This window comes from Pseudomonas sp. B7(2017) (assembly GCF_002112745.1).
Lineage (GTDB): Bacteria > Pseudomonadota > Gammaproteobacteria > Pseudomonadales > Pseudomonadaceae > Aquipseudomonas > Aquipseudomonas ekonensis.
This window is the reverse complement of record NZ_NEIP01000007.1, coordinates 72,961-89,296: the sequence shown is the minus strand read 5'-3', so window position 1 is coordinate 89,296 and position 16,336 is coordinate 72,961. Positions and strand designations below refer to the sequence as shown.

The window sequence follows — 16,336 nt, the reverse complement described above, 5'->3', positions numbered from 1 at the left end:
CTCCGATGAATTTCTCCAGATTCTTCATTTCACGGCCGATCTTCGCAGCGGTGCTGTCGCTGCTGATCCTGATCGCCGGTGCGATCTCGCTGTTCCAGCTGCCGATCAGCGAATACCCGGAAGTCGTGCCGCCGACCGTCGTCGTGCGGGCCAACTTCCCGGGCGCCAACCCCAAAGTCATCGGCGAGACCGTGGCCGCTCCGCTGGAGCAGGCCATCACCGGCGTCGAGAACATGCTGTACATGTCCTCGCAGTCCACCGCCGACGGCAAGATCACCCTGACCATCACCTTCGCCCTGGGCACCGACCTGGACAACGCGCAGGTGCAGGTGCAGAACCGGGTGACCCGCACCGAGCCCAAGCTTCCCGAGGAAGTGACGCGCATCGGCATCACCGTCGACAAGGCCTCGCCCGACCTGACCATGGTTGTGCACTTGACCTCGCCGGACAAGCGCTACGACATGCTCTATCTGTCCAACTACGCGATCCTGAACATCAAGGACGAACTCGCCCGCCTGGGCGGCGTCGGCGACGTGCAGCTGTTCGGCATGGGCGACTACTCCCTGCGGGTGTGGCTGGATCCGAACAAGACCGCTTCGCGCAACCTGACCGCCACCGACGTGGTGACGGCCATCCGTGAGCAGAACCGCCAGGTGGCCGCCGGCCAACTGGGCGCGCCGCCCGCGCCGAACGCGCAAAGCTTCCAGCTGTCGATCAACACCCAGGGCCGTCTGGTCTCTGAGGAAGAGTTCGAGAACATCATCATCCGCGCCGGCGAAAACGGCGAGATCACCCGCCTCAAGGACATCGCCCGCGTCGAGCTGGGCTCCAGCCAGTACGCCCTGCGCTCGCTGCTGAACAACCAGCCGGCGGTGGCGATCCCGATCTTCCAGCGTCCGGGCTCCAACGCCATCGAGATCTCCAACGAGGTGCGGGCGAAGATGGAAGAGCTGAAGAAAGGCTTCCCGCAAGGCATGGACTACAGCATCGTCTATGACCCGACGATCTTCGTGCGCGGCTCCATCGAAGCGGTGGTTCACACCCTGTTCGAAGCGCTGATCCTCGTGGTGCTGGTGGTGATCCTGTTCCTGCAGACCTGGCGCGCCTCGATCATCCCGTTGGTGGCGGTGCCGGTGTCGCTGATCGGTACGTTCGCCGTGATGCACCTGTTCGGCTTCTCGCTCAACGCCCTGTCGCTGTTCGGCCTGGTGCTGGCCATCGGCATCGTGGTGGACGACGCCATCGTGGTGGTGGAGAACGTCGAGCGAAACATCGAGCTGGGGCTCAACCCGTTCGAGGCGACCCAACGCGCCATGGGCGAAGTGACCGGCCCGATCATCGCCACCGCGCTGGTGCTGTGCGCCGTGTTCGTCCCGGCGGCGTTCATCTCCGGCCTCACCGGTCAGTTCTACAAGCAGTTCGCCCTGACCATCGCGATCTCCACCGTGATCTCGGCGTTCAACTCGCTGACCCTGTCGCCGGCACTGGCTGCCGTGCTGCTCAAGGGCCACGACGCGCCGAAGGACCGCTTCTCGCGCATCCTCGACAAGCTGCTGGGCGGCTGGCTGTTCCGTCCGTTCAACCGCTTCTTCGTGCGGGCCAGCCATGGCTACGTCGGCACCGTGCGCCGGGTCATCCGCAGCAGCGGCATCGCCCTGCTGCTCTACGCCGGCCTGATGGTGCTGACCTTCTTCGGTTTCTCCAGCACGCCGACCGGTTTCGTGCCCGGCCAGGACAAGCAGTACCTGGTGGCCTTCGCCCAACTGCCGGACGCCGCCAGCCTGGACCGTACCGAAGACGTGATCAAGCGCATGTCCGACCTGGCCCTGAAACAGCCGGGCGTGGAAAGCGCCGTGGCCTTCCCGGGCCTGTCGATCAACGGTTTCACCAACAGCCCGAACGCCGGCATCGTGTTCGTGACCCTCAAACCGTTCGACGAGCGTAAGGATCCGAGCATGTCCGCCGGCGCCATCGCCGGGGCCCTGAACGGCCAGTACGCGGGGATCCAGGAAGCCTACATGGCGATCTTCCCGCCGCCACCGGTACAGGGGCTGGGCACCATCGGCGGTTTCCGCCTGCAGATCGAAGACCGGGGCAACCTGGGCTACGAAGAGCTGTACAAGGAAACCATGAACATCATCGCCAAGAGCCACAACGTGCCGGAGCTGGCCAACCTGTTCACCAGCTACACCGTGAACGTGCCGCAGGTCGATGCCGCCATCGACCGCGAGAAGGCCAAGACCCACGGCGTAGCCGTCAGCGACATCTTCGACACCCTGCAGATCTACCTGGGTTCGCTGTATGCCAACGACTTCAACCGCTTCGGGCGCACCTATCAGGTCAACGTTCAGGCCGAGCAGCAGTTCCGCCTCGAATCCGACCAGATCGGCCAGCTCAAGGTACGCAACAACAAGGGCGAAATGATCCCGCTGGCGACCTTCATCAAGGTCAGCGACACCTCGGGGCCGGACCGCGTGATGCACTACAACGGCTTCATCACCGCTGAAATCAACGGCGCGGCAGCCCCGGGCTACAGTTCCGGCCAGGCCCAGGCCGCCATCGAGAAGCTGCTCAAGGACGAACTGCCCAACGGCATGACCTACGAGTGGACCGACCTGACCTACCAGCAGATCCTGGCCGGCAACACCGCGCTGTTCGTGTTCCCGCTCTGCGTATTGCTGGCGTTCCTGGTGCTCGCGGCGCAGTACGAAAGCTGGAGCCTGCCGCTGGCGGTGATCCTGATCGTACCGATGACCCTGCTGTCGGCCATCACCGGTGTCATCGCCTCCGGCGGCGACAACAACATCTTCACCCAGATCGGCCTGATCGTACTGGTGGGCCTGGCGTGCAAGAACGCGATCCTGATCGTCGAGTTCGCCAAGGACAAGCAGCAGGAAGGCCTCGATCCGCTGGCTGCGGTGCTGGAAGCGTGCCGTCTGCGTCTGCGGCCGATCCTGATGACCTCCTTCGCGTTCATCATGGGTGTGGTGCCGCTGGTGATCTCCACCGGCGCCGGCGCCGAGATGCGTCACGCCATGGGTGTGGCGGTGTTCTCCGGGATGCTAGGGGTGACCTTCTTCGGTCTGCTGCTGACGCCGGTCTTCTATGTACTGATCCGCAACTTCGTGGAGCGCGGTGAAGCCCGCAAAGCGGCCAAAGCCCTGCAATTGGAGGCGCAACAATGAGTCTGAAAGTCTTCCTGCCGAGTCTGCTGGTGCTGGCCTTGAGTGCCTGCGCCGTCGGCCCCGACTACAAGACCCCAGCCACGGAGGCGGCCAACATCACGGCCGCCACCGATGGCGCCGCCGGCCAGAAGAACTTCGACCGTTCGAAGTTCGAAGGCATCTGGTGGCAGCAGTTCGACGACCCGACCCTCAACCAGTTGGTGACCCAGTCGCTGCAAGGCAACCGCCAGCTGCGCGTAGCGTTCGCCCGCTGGAAGGCTGCCCGGGCGATCCGCGACGACGTCAGCAACGACGCCATGCCGACCATCACCAGCCGCGCCAGCAGCGACCTGGCCAAGGGACAGATTCCCGGCCAGACCACCCGCCGGGTCAACAGCGAGCGCTATGACCTGGGACTGGATATGGCCTGGGAAGTGGACTTGTTCGGCCGCATCCAGCGCAACCTGGAAGCCAGCGAGGCCGACCAGCAGGCGGCCGAAGCCGACCTGTACCAGTTGCAGGTGACCATGATCGCCGAACTGGTGGATGCCTACGGCCAACTGCGCGGCGCGCAACTGCGCGAGAAGATCGCGCTGGCCAACCTGGAGAACCAGCAGGAGTCGCGCAAGATCACCATCAGCCTGCGCGATGCCGGCGTGGGCGATCAGCTCGACGTGGAACGCGCCGATGCCCGCCTCGCCTCCGTGGAAGCCAGCGTGCCGCAACTGCAGGCCGAGCAGGTTCGCCAGAAGAACCGCATCGCCACGCTGTTGGGCGAGCGTCCGGACAAGCTGACCGTCGACCTGAGCCCCAAAGACCTGCCGGCGATCGCCAAGGCGCTGCCGATCGGCGATCCGGGCGAACTGCTGCAACGCCGTCCGGACATCCTCAGCGCCGAACGCAAACTGGCGTCCGCCACGGCGCGCATCGGTGTGGCCAAGGCGGACCTGTTCCCTCGGGTCAGCCTCAGCGGCTTCCTCGGCTGGACGGCCGGGCGCGGCTCGCAGATCGGCTCATCGGCGGCCAACGCCTGGGCGCTCGGCCCGAGCATCACCTGGGCAGCGTTTGACCTGGGCAGCGTGCGGGCCCGCCTGCGCGGCGCCGATGCCGACGCCGAAGGCGCCCTGGCGACCTACGAGCAGCAAGTGCTGCTGGCCCTCGAGGAATCGGAGAACGCCTTCAGCGACTACGGCAAGCGCCAACAGCGCCTGATCTCGCTGATCCGTCAAAGCGAGTCGAGCCGCAAGGCCGCCGACCTCGCCGAGATCCGCTACCGCGAAGGCACCGCCGATTTCCTGGTGCTGCTCGACGCCCAGCGTGAGCGCCTGGCCGCCGAAGACAGCCAGGCCCAGGCCGAAGTCGACCTGTACCGCGGCATCGTCGCGATCTACAAGGCCCTGGGTGGCGGCTGGCAGCCGGAGACCGTCGCCAGCAAGTAATTCCGTTTTTTAAAGAGCTCCTTTGGTTGGCCGCAACCAACCAATTCTTTGCCCCGCGTATCATTCGGTCGCGGGGCTTTTTTGTTTCTGAGGGTTCGGTTTTGGGTGATGCCCTTTGCGGCGCCAGGTCAGCCTGCGGTGTCGTTTGGACGGACCTCATCGCTGGCAAGCCAGCTCCCACAGGGGGCCGTGGGTACATGCAGAAACTGCGGCTACCGCAATAACTGTGGGAGCCGGCTTGCCGGCGATGGCGGTGGATCAGGCAATACAGATATCAGCAGTGCCGGCCTCATCGCTTGCAGGCAAGCTCCTACAGTTTTTGTGGTGTGCCTGGATATTGCGGCCACCGATGATCCCCTGTGGGAGCCAGCCTGCTGGCGATGGCGGTGGATCAGACAGCGGCAATGCCGTCTCACCAAGTTCACTTGTGCTCCAGCACCGTCACCGTCGCAGTCGTCCCCGCCCGCAGCCGGTCTTTGCCGGCATAGTCGCCGTCGATCGCAATCCGCACCGGCACCCGCTGCGCCAGCTTCACCCAGGTGTAACTGGGGTTGATGTTGGCCAACAGCCGGCTGCCCGGTGCGTTCTCACGGTCGGCGATGGCAAAGGCGATGCTCTGCACGGTGCCCTCGAACCGCTCACCGCTCATCAACTCGACCCGTACCCGGCCGCCCTCGCTGATCCTGGGCAGTTTGGTTTCCTCGAAATAGCCGCTGACATAGAACGATTCGCTGTCCACCAACGCGACCAGTGCGCCGCCCGTCACGGCATAGTCGCCTTCGCGGGTCAGCAGGTTGGTGACGTAACCGCTGACCGGCGCCTCCACCCGGGTGCGCTGCAGATCCAGCTCCGCCTGGGTCAGCGCCGCCACCGCCAGTTGCACATTGGCCTCGGCCAGGCCGAGATTGGCCTGGTTGCGCAACAGGTCGGCCTGGGCGACGGCCACTTCGGTGCTGGACTTCTCCCATTCCTCCCCCGAGATGGCGAAGCCTTGCTTGAGGGTGCGCCGTCGCCGCTCTTCGCTTTCGCGCTGCTTGAGCAGCGCCCCGCTGGCGACGATGGCCGCCTGGGACTGCCCCAGCGCTGCCTTGGCCACCTCCACCGAGCGCCGGGCATGCTCCACCGCCAGGCTGTAGCGTGCCGGGTCGATCTCCAGCAGCAGTTGACCCTTCTGCACATGCTGGTTGTCCTGCACGGCCAATTTGACGATGCGCCCCGACACGTCCGCCGACAGCGTCACCACATCCGCCCTCACCCTCGCGTCACGGGTCCACGGGGCGCGGGTGTAATGCTCCCAGGCGAACCAGCCGAGCACGATGGCCAGCGCCACCACCGCCAATGTCGTCAATCGGGCAAGCAATGTCTTCAAGGCCTCAGGCTCCCATCAGCAGAATCAACGTCGCGCAGACGCAGGCGTACAGCGCACCCTCGAACAGCGCCTCGTGCCAGACCCGACGCAGCACGCCCAGCCGGCGCAGCACCCGGTCCAACAGGAGAAAGACAGGGATGGCCAGCAACAGCGCCTGGGCAATCGGCGGCAGGTAGACCCCGCCTATCTCGAAATCAATGGGCAAGGGCCGGCTCTCCTTCAGGGACAGGGTGTTGCAGGCGCTCACCGTGCCGTTCCAGGAACGAGACGACGATCAACAGCGCCACGCGCATGCGAAACACCGACCACACGTGTTCATGGCTGGCGACATGCAGGTCGTCGAGACCGTCGCCCAACGCGTGCAGTTCGACCAGCAACGGCTTGAGCTGCACATCCGGGCGGCCCACGACAAATCGCCCGGCTTGCCGCACCGCCGCCGTCAAACGACGGCTGAAGGTTTCCGACAGCAACGTATTGCCCTGCGCCTGCTGCCTGAGCTGATGCATCGCCACCCCCGCCGCCACGCAGGCCAGGCTGGTTTCGTACAACGCCTGCATGGCCCGGTCATTGGCCGCCGGCAGCAGCCCCAGCATCGTGGTCAACCGATCCACCATGCGGCTTTCGAACTCAAATTGTTGTTCGTCGGTGGCCGCCCCCTTCGTCAGGGCATAGACCTGCTCCCGCGCCTCGTTGTAGAAGCGACGAATCCGCAGCACCGGCCGGAACGGAAAGATCCAGGCATAGACCATGAGTGCGAGCATGGCCGCACTGACGTAGGCGCCCGCGAATTCGAACCATTGGATGGCCGAGTTCTGCCCGGTCCCGACGTTCTGCGGGCCGAGCATCAGGAAGCTCGACAGCCCCAGCCCCATGCCGATGCCGGCCGTCGCCGGGCTGGCGAGGCCGACCGCGATCACATAGAGCAACGGCGCCAGCAGCAACGCCAGCGGTTCGAAATCGCTGACCGCCGGCACCAGCATGAATTGGTAGAACGCCGACACCACGAGGGCCAGGCCCAACCCGCGGGCATAGCTCTGCGCGGCGATCAGAGGGCGCGGAAAGGTCGCCATCAGCGAACACAGGATCCCCACCAGAATCATTCCGCCGCGGGCACCGTCCCAGGCCGTCTCGATCCAGATCAGCCCCGCGATCATCAAGGCGCTGAAGGCCCGGATGGCGTTCATCGTGGCCAGCGTGAAATCCAGGTGCAGGGGGTTGGCCTGACCGCGGAACACGCAACTGGCCTCCCTTCCCTCCTGGATCGCGTCGCTCAGTTCCAGGATCTGTTCCAGTTGCTGCAACAGGCGCGCCTGTTCCCAGCGCAACGCCCAGGCCAGCGAACGCAGGGTCGCGCTCATGTCTTCGGTCAGTTGCTCGGCCTTATAGGCCAGTTCGTCGAACTGCTGTTGCAGGGTCACGAAGTGGTGACGCGCCTGGGCCGGCAGCGCACGCCCCTGCTGCGCCAGTTGGTCGAGAAAGGCCAGTTCCTCGGCGCGCAGACGCTGGATATCCGGCGGCAGTTCACCCTCCCAGCGCGCCGTGAGCAATTCGCGCTGGTGACGCAACGCGGTCAGGCGTGAGGTCAGCAGCATCAGTTGGTTACCGAGCAGCAGCACCAGACCGTCCGCGCTGCGCAGTCTCGGGGCATCGAAATAGAGGTGGCGGCGCAACCCTTCCAGGGCACTGATCTCCCCCAGCAGGCGCATCTGCCGCTGCTGGAAGGCGGCCTCGTCCTCTTCGGTGCGCAGCACCGCCGCCGAATGCAGGGCCGCAAGCTTGATGACCTGATCGACCTTGTCGAAATAGCCCCGGGTGACCGCCTCGGGACGGGCCGTCAACAGGCTGACCACGCAGACGCAGGCCACCGCCAGCAAGGTTTCGGTGACGCGGGTGACCGCCAGCAGAAAGGTGCCGTCCTGATCCGGAATCGCCAGCAAGGCCACCACCACGGCGGTGTATCCGCTGAGCACGAAGGCCTGTGAACTGGTGTAGCGCAGCAGCGTACCGCCGGCGGTGCACAGGGCCAGCCACAGCGCCAGGGTGGCGATGAACGGCAAGGGCGCCTGGGGGAAGATCGCCATGATCAGCACCGCCACCACCGCGCCGAGCGTCGTGCCGATGACCTGGCCGAAGCTGCGGGCCAGGGCCATGCCGGCCAACGGCTGGCTGATGATGACCACCGCCATGATCGACCACTTGGGCTGGTCCAGATCGAACAGGAACGCCAGGTACAGCGTCAGCAGCCCGGCGGCGACGGTACGCAGGCCGAACAGCAGCACCGCCCGACCGGGATGGAGCACCGAATTGAAGTAATTGACCAAGGCTTGCATGGACACGCTCATCCAGACGACTCCTGCAAGCGTAGACACTGCATCGAAGGCTCGACAGGTAACGTGGTCGACGCAGTCTGTAGGCCGATTCGTGCGAAGTGAAATGCCGGTCCGTCGGCATAAACGGCCACAGGGTTTGACTCATGGCGCGCACTGACCGAAGCTTGCCCCTCGCCCGTCTCCGGATCCCTGCATGCCACCGTCTCGCCGCTACCTGCTCATCAGCCTCGGTCTCGTGCTGGCGCTCGGCGTTGCCTGGCTGTCCCTGCGCAGCACCGCACCGGTCATCCCCGAAGCGATCAAGCACGGCTACAGCGAAGCCTTGTCCGCCGCCCGCGCCGGCAAGCCCGGCGCCGCCCGGGTGCTTTACCAGCAGTTGGCGCGTCCGGACCTGACGGTCAAGCGGCGCGTCTGGCTGCACGCCGAGCTGCCCAACTATCCGAGCCCCCAGGCGCTGAAGCTGGCGGATGCGGACCTTCAGAACGAGTCGCCGGACGTGCGGCTGGCGGCGATCAAGAGCATCGTCGGCCTGGTGCCCGGCGGCCAACGCAGCCTGTTGCTCGGCCCGTTGCTGGACGACGAAGACCAGACGGTGCGCTTTGCGACGATCAACGCCCTGCTCGGCCTGACCCCGGACGAACTGGGCCTGTATTTCGCCCCGCTGCAGCAAGGCATCGACAGTTGGGAACAGGCCCTCAAGCTTGAGCCCGAAAGCGCCGACCGCTACGCGCAGCTGGCCCGCCTGCACCTGCACAATGCGGAACTGAAGCAGGCGCAGGAGGCGCTGGAGCAGACATTGCGCCTGGATCCGGCCAACCTGCCCGCGCTGGTGATGCAGATCGAAGTGCTGGACCGCCAGGGCCAGAGTGACGCGGCCCGGCAATTGCTGGCCAAACAGTTGAAGGCCCAGCCCGACTCCGCCTACCTGCAACATGCCCTGGGCCTGTGGCTGCTGCATCACGACCAACGCGAATACGCGCTGCTGGGCCTGTCCAGGGCGGTGGAGCTTGAGCCCGACAACAAGGATTACCGCTACGACCTGGCCACCACCCTGCACGGGGCCGAGGAACTGGAGGCGGCGCAGAAGCAGTTGCAGGAAGTCGTCCAGCGCCATCCCGCCGACCGCAAGGCCCGGGTGCTGCTGATCAGTTACTGGAAGGAAAGCGGCCAACTGCAGAACGTCCAGATCCTGCTGGCCCAGCTGGAGCAGATGAATCCGGACGACCCGTCGTTGCAGCAAGGGCTCTGAGCCCGCCGTCAGCCCTTACGCCAGCAGCTCGCGGATCTTTTCCTGCAGCACGTCCAGGTCGAACGGTTTTTCCAGGATCGGCGCCTTGCGCGTGATCGGGCTGTCGGTCTCGCGGATCTCCTGCGGGTAGCCGCTGATGAAGATCACCTTCAGGTCCGGCCTCAGCTTGACGGCCGGCTCTGCGATCTGCACGCCGTTGATGCCGCCGGGCAGACGGAAATCGCTGATCAGCAGGTCCAGATGCGGCTTGCTCGCCAGGATCTCGAAGGCCTGCTCGCCGTTTTCCGCCTCCAGGACGTGATAACCCTCGCCCCTCAGGTAGTCGGTGAGGATCATCAAGATAACGGGTTCGTCCTCGACGACGAGTACTACATCTTGTGCATCTGTGCTCATGGAAAGCCTTTGTTCGGTCAATAGCTGCTGAGTACGACCGTGCGGTCACTCAGAGGTTGCGTCCGGTTCGCCGTTTTCGCCCAGCGGCAGGCAGACGCGAAACAGCGCGCCTTCGTTGATCCGGCTCTGGACGGTGATCGAACCGCCATGGGCCGCGACGATCTGTTCGGAGATGAACAGCCCCAGGCCCAATCCGGCCACCACGGTCTTGGCCGACACCCTTTCGAACTGCTGGAAGATCCGCTTCTGGTTCTCCTCGCTGATGCCGATGCCGTGGTCGGCGACCTCGACCCGCGCCTCGTCGCCTTCGCGGTACACCCGCACCTGGATCGGGCTCTTGCCGCCGTAGCGCAAGGCGTTGGTCAACAGGTTGGAGACCACCTGCTCGATGCGGAACTCGTCCCAGTGCCCTTCCACCGGCTCCGGTGCGCTGAAGCTGACCTCGGTTTCCGCCGCTTCGATCTGCTGCGCGAAGTTCTGCAGCAGGTTGCCCACCAATTGCGCCAGGTCGAAACGGCTCGGCCGGATCGACAGCTTGCCGGTGCGGATGCGCGACACGTCGAGCATGTCTTCGATCAGGCGGATCAGGCTCTGGATCTGCCGCTCGTCGCGCTCGACCATGGCGTTCATCTTGTCCAGGGTGAACGCGGCGGCATTGTCCCGGGCCAGGTGCATCTTGCGCAACTGCGTTTCGAGGATAAGGCCATTGAGCGGTGTGCGCACTTCATGGGCGACGATCGACATGAAGTCGTCGCGCATGCGCACCGCTTGCTGCAGTTCCGCCTGGGTGCTCTGCAACTGCTCCAGCAGCACCTGCTGTTCGCGCCGGCTCTGCTCCAGCGCTTCGAGCTGCTGCTTGAGGGCCTTGCTCTGGCGGTACAGGTCGACGAACACGTTGACCTTGCTCTTGACCGCCTGCACGTCCAGCGGCTTGTGCAGGAAATCCACCGCGCCGCTTTCGTAGCCCTTGAACGCGTAGTTCAGTTCACGGCCGGCGGCGCTGACGAAGATGATCGGGATGTTCTTGGTCTTTTCGGTGCTGCGCATCATCTCGGCCAGTTCAAAGCCGTTCATGCCGGGCATCTGCACGTCCAGGATGGCCATGGCGAATTCGTGCTGCAGCAGCAGCGACAACGCCTCGTCCGCCGACAACGCCTTGTGGACGATGCGGTCTTCACGCTTGATCAGCGCTTCCAGGGCCAGCAGGTTTTCCGGCAGATCGTCGACGATCAGCAGTTTTGCCTGGATATTACTCAGCATGCGATTCGTTCCAGCTCGACAAGCAAACGGCTGATGCCGTGCAGGGGGAGAATGTGGTCGGGTTGATGAAGGCTCAGCGCGGCCAGGGGCATGGTGGCCACGTGAGCCTCCTGCGGATCCTGGACGACGGTCAGCCCGCCGTGGCGCTTGACCTGGGCCAGGCCCTGGGCGCCGTCGTGGTTGGCGCCAGTCAGCAGGACGGCGGCCAGCGCCGCGCCGTAGACGTCGGCGGCGGACTCGAACAGGTAATCGATGGAGGGCCGGGAATGGTGCACCCGATCCTCCAGGCTCAGCGAAAGGCTGCGGTCCTGCTCCACCGACAGGTGATAGCCGGGCGTGGCGAAGTACACGGTGCCGGGGGCGATCTGCTGCTTGTCGATGGCTTCGACCGCCGGCAGCGACATCCGCCTGGCGAAGACTTCGGCCAGTTGGCTGCGCCGCTCTTCCGGCAGGTGCAGCACGACAATGATCGGCAGCCTGAACCCCTGGCGCAGCGGCGCCAGCAACGTCAGCAAGGCTTCGACGCCTCCGGCGGAAGCGCCCACCGCGATGGCCTCGATCCGGGGCAAGCCCGTGGCGCCGTTCATGATTTGCGGTAGATCCGTTCTTGTTTCACCAACGGGTCGAACCGGTTGGCGTAACTGGAGAAATCCAGCGTCTCTTTGCTGCCCAGCACCAGAAAGCCCCGGTGGCACAGCGACTCGTGGAACAGGCTGAAGGCCCGGTCCTGCAGCTTCTTGTTGAAATAGATCAGCACGTTGCGGCAGGAGATCAATTGGGTCTCGGAGAACACGCTGTCGGTCGCCAGGCTGTGGTCGGCGAACGTCACGTTCTCGCACAGGCTCTTGTCGAAGATCGCGTAGCCGTAGGCCGCCGTGTAGTAGTCGGCGAACGACCGCTGGCCGCCCGCCTGCTGATAGTTGGCGGTGTAGGCACGCACGTTTTCCATGGAGAAGATGCCCTGCTTGGCCTTGTCCAGCGAATGCGGATTGATGTCGGTCGCATAGATGATCGTGCGCTCCAGCAACCCTTCCTCACGCAGCAGGATCGCCATCGAATACACCTCTTCGCCGGTGCTGCACCCGGCGATCCAGATCTTGATCGACGGATAGGTCTTGAGCAGCGGCACCACTTCGCGCCGGATCGCGAGAAAGTGCGACGGGTCGCGGAACATCTCGCTGACCGGGATCGTCAGCAACTGCAGCAGCTGCATGAACGCGGTCGGGTCGTGCAGCACCTTTTCCTGCAGGGCGGAAATGGTGCTGCACTCGAACTGGCTCAGCGCGTGCAGCACCCGGCGCTTGATCGAAGCGCCGGAGTAATCGCGAAAATCATAGCTGTACTTGAGGTAGATAGCCTCGATCAACAGCCGAAGCTCAATCTCACTGTTGCGCTCGACTGAATAATGTCGTTCCACTAAATGCGTTCCATCTTCGGCAACCACACCCGAATCAACGAGAACAGGCGATCCAGGTCGATGGGCTTGGCCAGGTAGTCGTTGGCGCCCGCCTGCAGGCAGCGCTCCTGATCGTCCTTCATGGCCTTGGCCGTCACCGCGATGATCGGCAGCTTGCGCCAGCGCGGATCCTTGCGGATTTCCATGGTGGCTTCGAAGCCGTCCATTTCCGGCATCATCACGTCCATCAGCACCAGATCGATGTCCTCGATTTCATTGAGCCGTTCAATCGCTTCACGGCCGTTACGGCCGATCACCACCACGGCGCCCTTGTGCTCCAGCGCGCTGGTCAGGGCGAAGATGTTGCGCACATCGTCGTCCACCAGCAGCACCTTGCGGCCCTCGAAGACCTTGTCGCGGCTGCGGGCGGTCTTGAGCATCTTCTGCCGCTCATGGGACAACTGCGATTCGACTTTGTGCAAAAAGAGTGTGACCTCATCCAGCAGGCGTTCCGGGGAGCGAGCGCCCTTGATGATGATCGAGCGCGAATACTTGCGCAGGTCGGCCTCTTCGTCGCGGGTCAGATTGCGCCCGGTGTAGACGATCACCGGCGGGAACGAGCGGATGTCTTCGGTGGACATCCGCTTGAGCAGATCGTTGCCGAGCATGTCCGGCAGCTTCAGGTCGATGACCATGCAATCGAACACGGTGGTGCGCAGCAGCTCCAGCGCATCCTGGGCCAGCCCCACGGCGGTGATCTCGATGTCGTCGTCGCCGATCAGGCGGGCGATGCTTTCGCGCTGCAGGTCGTCGTCCTCGACCAGCAGCACGTGCTTGACCTTCTGCGTCAGCTTGGCTTCCAGGCGCGCGAACACGTCCTTGAGTTCGTCGCGGGTGGTCGGCTTGACCGCATAACCGATGGCGCCCATGTGCATCGCCGCTTCGACCCGGTCCTCGACCGAGATCACGTGCACCGGGATGTGCCGGGTTTCGGGGTGTTCCTTCAAGCGCTGCAGCACGGTCAGCCCCGAGTGATCCGGCAGGCGCATGTCCAGCAGGATCGCGTCCGGCAGGAACTCGCGGGCCAGGTCGTAGCCTTCGTCGGCGCCGTGGGCGACCAGGCAGCGGTAACCCAGTTCGTGGGCCAGGTCGTACAGGATGTTGGCGAAGTTCGGCTCATCCTCCACCACCAGGATGCTGCGGCTGTCGAACGGGGCCTTGTCGCGGTCGTCGTTGAACCGCGGCAGGTCCATCGACGGCGGTGACGCCGGCTCGGGCGCCGCCTCGGCCGGTTCGATGGAGACGGGATTGAAGTTCACCGGCACGGCCGGCGTCTCGCTGTTCTGGCGGTAGTGCTGCGGCACCACCAGGGTGAACACGCTGCCGCGACCCGGCGCGCTGCTGACGCTGATGAAGCCGCCGAGCAGGGCCGCCAGGTCGCGGGAGATCGACAGGCCGAGCCCGGTGCCGCCGTATTTGCGGTTGGTGGTGCCGTCGGCTTGGTGGAACGCCTCGAAGATGCTTTCCTGCTGGTTGGCCGCGATGCCGATCCCGGTGTCGCGGACGATGAACGCCACGCCGTCGTTCGGCTGGCCGGCGATGGTCAGGCTGACCGAGCCCTGCTCGGTGAACTTCACGGCGTTGGACAGCAGGTTCTTGACCACCTGCTCCAACCGCTGCCGGTCGGTGAACAGGGTCTGCGGCGCATCGGGCTGCACCACGACGTCGAACGCCAGGCGCTTGTCCGCCGCCAGCGGCTCGAACACCCCGCGCAGGCCCTCGGCCAGGCGCTCCACGCTGGTGCTGTCGGCCACCACTTCAAGCTTGCCGGCCTCGACCTTGGCGATGTCGAGGATGTCGTTGATCAGGTTGAGCAAGTCGTTGCCGGCCGAATAGATCGACTCGGCGAACTTGACCTGCTCGGCCGACAGGTTCTCCTGGGGGTTCTCCGCCAGCAGCTTGGCCAGGATCAGCGAGCTGTTCAGCGGCGTGCGCAGTTCGTGGGACATGTTGGCCAGGAACTCGGACTTGTACTTGCTGGAGCGCTGCAACTCTTCGGCGCGTTCTTCCAACTGCGCCTGGGCCTGGTTGAGTTCGGTGTTCTTCAGGTCCATGGCGTCGCGCTGCTCGGCCAGGATCTGGGTCTGCTCGGCGAGCTGTTCGTTGGTCTGCTCCAGCTCGACCTGCTGGGTCTCCAGATGCGCCTGGGACTCCTTGAGGATCCGTGACTGTTCCTCCAGCTCCTCGTTGGCGGTCTTGAGCTCTTCCTGCTGCACCTGCAGCTCTTCGTTGAGCTGCTGGGTCTCGGCGAGCACCTCCTGCAGGCGCTGACGGTAACGGGCCGCTTCGATGGAGATGCCGATGTTGCCGGCGATCAGCTCCAGCAGCTCGACGTCGCGCTCGTTGAGCGGGCGCAGGAAGCCCAGTTCGACCACACCGTTGACCCGGTCATCGTCGCTGGTCGGCACCACCAGCACGCTGCTCGGCACGCCCTCTCCCAGGCCCGAACTGACCTTGAAGTAGTCGGAGGGCACCGGTTCCAGACGGATCAGGCGCCCCTGCTGCGCGGCCTGGCCGACAATGCCTTCGTCGCTGTAGATCGACTGTTCCTGCGCTTCCTGGTCGCGGGAGAAACCGTAGGTGGCCACACGCTTGAGGCCGCCGTGCTCTTCGCGCACATACAGCGCCGCCACCGCGACGCCCAGGTACTGGGCGCAGAACTGCAGGATGTTGCGGCCCAACAGGTTGAGGGTCAGTTGTCCCAACACCTGCTCGGCCAGCTCCGACTGCCCGCTGCGCAGCCAGGCCTGCCGCTCCAGGCGCTGGGCGCTGGCCTGCTGGGCGTCGAGGTTGGCGCCGTAGTTCTGCGACAGGTTGAGCAGATCCCGGCGGCCGACATAGGCCAGCAAGCCGCTGATGGCCGCGACAAACAAAATGTAGAGGCTGATGCTCCAGATCGTGGTGCGGCGCACGTCTTCGTTGCGCGCGGTGCGCAATTGCTGCTCGGTGTCGATCACGTCCTCGAACTGCTTGCGGATCTCGTCGGTCAGGCGCTTGCCGCGCCCGGCCTTGACGGCGGCGCGGTAGTCGCCGCTGCTGCGCTGCAGGTCGATCATCGATTGCGCGTAGGTCGCCCACTCGGCCTGCAACGCTTGCAGGCGGCGTATGCGGTCGGTCTGCACCGGGTTGTCGGCGGTGAGTTCGAGCAAGGTGCCGAGCGCCACGGCGATCCGCGGCTTGGCCGTCTCGTAGGGATCCAGGAAGTGCTCGTCGCCGCTGAGCAGGAAGCCGCGCATCCCGGTCTCCAGGTCGACCGTGAGCTTCACCGCTTCATTGGCATTGTTGATCACCCGGTCGGTGTGCTCCACCCACTTGATCACCGAGAGCAGATACGTGATCAGCACCACGAAGAACACCGCGCTGAGCGCGCCGACCGCCAGCGGCAGGCTGACGTTGCGGGTCAGGAGTTTACGGAACCGTAGTTCATCGACCGAAGACGTAGAGGTCATTGGACAGCCTTGTCGAACTGTTGAAATTCAGGGAGTTTGCCCGAAAACGGCAACATGGATCCATTTTTCTCTCAGCTTTAGCAGCAATTGTCCCGGTTTGCCTGCGCGATTTCGCAAATCAGCCGTTATCCTTGACGGCCGACCCGCATTCGCACCTTTTTGAGCGATGCCGGGGAACTTGTGGCATTGCGCCATTTACTCATGCTAAAGCGCGGTTGTTTCGCGAG

General features: G+C 64.6%; 10 protein-coding genes and 2 pseudogenes. 3 read left to right on the top strand and 9 right to left on the bottom strand.

Translation table 11 applies throughout. The features are described from left to right. The first annotated feature begins 5 nt into the window (after nt 1-5). Complete coding sequence (locus CAG29_RS15330) at nt 6-3,185, top strand: efflux RND transporter permease subunit (RefSeq protein WP_085632432.1); 3,180 nt, start codon at nt 6-8, stop codon at nt 3,183-3,185. Then, complete coding sequence (locus CAG29_RS15325) at nt 3,182-4,603, top strand: efflux transporter outer membrane subunit (RefSeq protein ID WP_085583239.1); 1,422 nt, start codon at nt 3,182-3,184, stop codon at nt 4,601-4,603. Before CAG29_RS15330 ends, CAG29_RS15325 begins: the two co-directional genes overlap by 4 nt. A gap of 421 nt (nt 4,604-5,024) precedes the next feature. Here CAG29_RS15325 and CAG29_RS15320 read toward each other — a convergent pair whose 3' ends face one another. Genes CAG29_RS15320 through CAG29_RS15310 form a run of 3 tightly spaced genes read right to left on the bottom strand, consistent with a single transcriptional unit; the run spans nt 5,025 to nt 8,314 of the window. Next, nucleotides 5,025-5,972, bottom strand: a complete 948-nt coding sequence (locus CAG29_RS15320) for an HlyD family secretion protein (RefSeq protein WP_085694717.1) — start codon at nt 5,970-5,972, stop codon at nt 5,025-5,027. Nucleotides 5,973-5,976: 4 nt separating this feature from the next. Continuing rightward, nucleotides 5,977-6,177, bottom strand: coding sequence for a DUF1656 domain-containing protein (locus tag CAG29_RS15315; protein WP_085583243.1), 201 nt, complete (start codon nt 6,175-6,177; stop codon nt 5,977-5,979). After that, a complete protein-coding gene (locus tag CAG29_RS15310; protein ID WP_256575727.1) occupies nt 6,167-8,314 on the bottom strand; it encodes an FUSC family protein in 2,148 nt (715 codons plus the stop codon). The genes CAG29_RS15315 and CAG29_RS15310 overlap by 11 nt, the downstream gene beginning before the upstream one ends. Nucleotides 8,315-8,495: 181 nt before the next feature. Here CAG29_RS15310 and CAG29_RS15305 point away from each other — a divergent pair, with 181 nt between their 5' ends. Further along, the gene (locus tag CAG29_RS15305; RefSeq protein WP_085583246.1) at nt 8,496-9,551 is read left to right on the top strand and encodes a tetratricopeptide repeat protein; all 1,056 of its coding nucleotides are present in this window, start codon (nt 8,496-8,498) and stop codon (nt 9,549-9,551) included. A gap of 15 nt (nt 9,552-9,566) precedes the next feature. Here CAG29_RS15305 and CAG29_RS15300 read toward each other — a convergent pair whose 3' ends face one another. The 6 genes and pseudogenes from CAG29_RS15300 to CAG29_RS29040 all read right to left on the bottom strand — a co-directional run. Further along, entirely contained in the window at nt 9,567-9,944 is a 378-nt protein-coding gene (locus tag CAG29_RS15300) for a response regulator (protein ID WP_085583248.1), read from the bottom strand. A 45-nt stretch (nt 9,945-9,989) separates the two neighbouring features. Then, nucleotides 9,990-11,204, bottom strand: coding sequence for a hybrid sensor histidine kinase/response regulator (locus CAG29_RS15295; protein ID WP_085583250.1), 1,215 nt, complete (start codon nt 11,202-11,204; stop codon nt 9,990-9,992). Further along, the gene (locus CAG29_RS15290; protein ID WP_085583252.1) at nt 11,198-11,791 is read right to left on the bottom strand and encodes a chemotaxis protein CheB; all 594 of its coding nucleotides are present in this window, start codon (nt 11,789-11,791) and stop codon (nt 11,198-11,200) included. Before CAG29_RS15290 ends, CAG29_RS15295 begins: the two co-directional genes overlap by 7 nt. After that, nucleotides 11,788-12,621: a protein-glutamate O-methyltransferase CheR gene (locus tag CAG29_RS15285; RefSeq protein WP_085583254.1), complete on the bottom strand. Its 834-nt coding sequence runs from the start codon at nt 12,619-12,621 to the stop codon at nt 11,788-11,790. Before CAG29_RS15285 ends, CAG29_RS15290 begins: the two co-directional genes overlap by 4 nt. Continuing rightward, nucleotides 12,621-13,850 (bottom strand): annotated as a pseudogene (locus tag CAG29_RS29045) (response regulator); the annotation flags it as partial. The pseudogene CAG29_RS29045 and the gene CAG29_RS15285, both read right to left, overlap by 1 nt. A 98-nt stretch (nt 13,851-13,948) precedes the next feature. Beyond that, nucleotides 13,949-16,109 (bottom strand): annotated as a pseudogene (locus CAG29_RS29040) (CHASE3 domain-containing protein); the annotation flags it as partial. Between the last annotated feature and the right edge of the window lie 227 nt (nt 16,110-16,336).